This window comes from Amycolatopsis sp. SID8362, assembly GCF_010550475.1.
GTDB lineage: Bacteria > Actinomycetota > Actinomycetes > Mycobacteriales > Pseudonocardiaceae > Amycolatopsis > Amycolatopsis eburnea.
In genome coordinates, this window is record NZ_JAAGNB010000430.1 from 1 (window position 1) to 1,731 (window position 1,731).

1 protein-coding gene is annotated in these 1,731 nt (G+C 75.7%); it reads left to right on the forward strand.

Features of this window, described 5'->3' with window-relative positions; genetic code table 11:
* A partial coding sequence (locus tag G3I65_RS13535) for a beta-ketoacyl synthase N-terminal-like domain-containing protein (RefSeq protein WP_160696413.1) occupies window positions 1-1,731 on the forward strand: 1,731 nt, incomplete at both ends.

Below are 1,731 nucleotides of genomic sequence, written 5' to 3' on the forward strand. Positions count from 1 at the left end.
GGACCGCCACCCTGACCGGCCTCGTCCGCTCCCAGGTGGCACTGGTGCTCGGGCACGCGAGCCCCGACGCCGTCGGCGCCGGCCGCGCGTTCGGCGACCTCGGGTTCGACTCGCTGACCTCGGTCGAGCTGCGCAACCTGCTCGACGCGGTGACCGGCCTGCGGCTGCCGGCCACCCTCGTCTACGACCACCCGACGCCCCGTGCGCTCGCGGAGTTCCTGCTCGGCGAGCTGCTCGGCGCGGACGCCGGGGCCGCCGTCCGGGCCGAGACCGTAGCCCCGGTCACCGACGACCCCGTGGTCATCGTCGGCCTGGGCTGCCGGTACCCCGGTGGCGTCCGCTCGGCGGACGACCTGTGGGACCTCGTGGCCGGCGGGCGGGACGCGATCAGCGGGTTCCCCGCCGACCGCGGCTGGGACCCCGCCCTGCTCGCCGGCGGCAGCGACGCGCGCGGCGGCGGGTTCCTCGACGACGTCGCCGGGTTCGACGCGCCCTTCTTCGGCATCTCCCCGCGCGAGGCCGTCGCGATGGACCCGCAGCAGCGGCTGGTGCTCGAAATCGCGTGGGAGACCCTGGAAGACGCCGGCGTCGACCCGCTCGCCCTGCGGGGCAGCCGCACGGGCGTCTTCGTCGGCACCAACGGCCAGGACTACATGAGCCTGGTGATGGGCTCGAAGATCGCGACCGACGGCCACGTCGGCACCGGCGTCGCGGCCAGCGTCGTCTCGGGCCGGCTGTCCTACAGCCTCGGCCTCGAAGGCCCCTCGGTCACCCTGGACACGGCCTGCTCGGCGTCACTGGTCGCCCTCCACCTCGCCGCGCAGGCGCTGCGGGCGGGGGAGTGCTCGCTGGCACTGGCCGGCGGGGTCAACGTCATGTGCACGCCCAACGCGTTCGTCGGGTTCAGCGGCCAGGGCGGCCTCGCCCCCGACGGCCGCTGCAAGTCCTTCTCCGACGACGCCGACGGCACCGGCTGGTCCGAGGGCGTCGGGATGGTGCTGCTGGAGCGGCTGTCCGACGCCGTCCGCCACGGCCACGACGTCCTCGCGGTGGTCCGGGGCTCCGCGGTCAACTCCGACGGCGCGTCGAACGGCCTCACCGCGCCGAACGGCCCGTCGCAGCAGCGGGTGATCCGCCAGGCGCTGGCCTCGGCCGGGCTGGCACCGTCCGAAGTGGACGCCGTCGAAGCGCACGGCACCGGCACGGTGCTGGGCGACCCGATCGAGGCGCAGGCACTGCTGGCCACCTACGGCCAGGAGCGGGACCGGCCGCTGTGGCTGGGCTCGGTCAAGTCGAACCTGGGCCACAGCCAGGCCGCGGCCGGGGTGGCCGGCGTCATCAAGGTGGTGCGGGCGCTGCGGCACGGCGTCCTCCCGAAGACGCTGCACGCCGGCACGCCCTCGTCCCGGGTGGACTGGACGGCCGGGAACCTGGCCCTGTTGACCGAACCGGTGGCCTGGCCGGAGACCGGACGGCCCCGGCGGGCCGGGATCTCGTCGTTCGGGATCAGCGGCACCAACGCGCACGTCATCCTCGAGCAGCCGCCGGTGTCCCCGCCCGCGCCACCGGCGGACGACTTCGCGCTGCCCGTGGTCCCATGGCCGGTCTCGGCGAAGTCCGCCAGTGCCCTCGACGCGCAGGCCGCCCGCCTGCGGGCCGGGAGCCCGGATCCCGTCGCCGTCGGCCGCGCGCTGGCCGGACGGTCGCTGTTCGAGCACCGGGTGGTCCTGT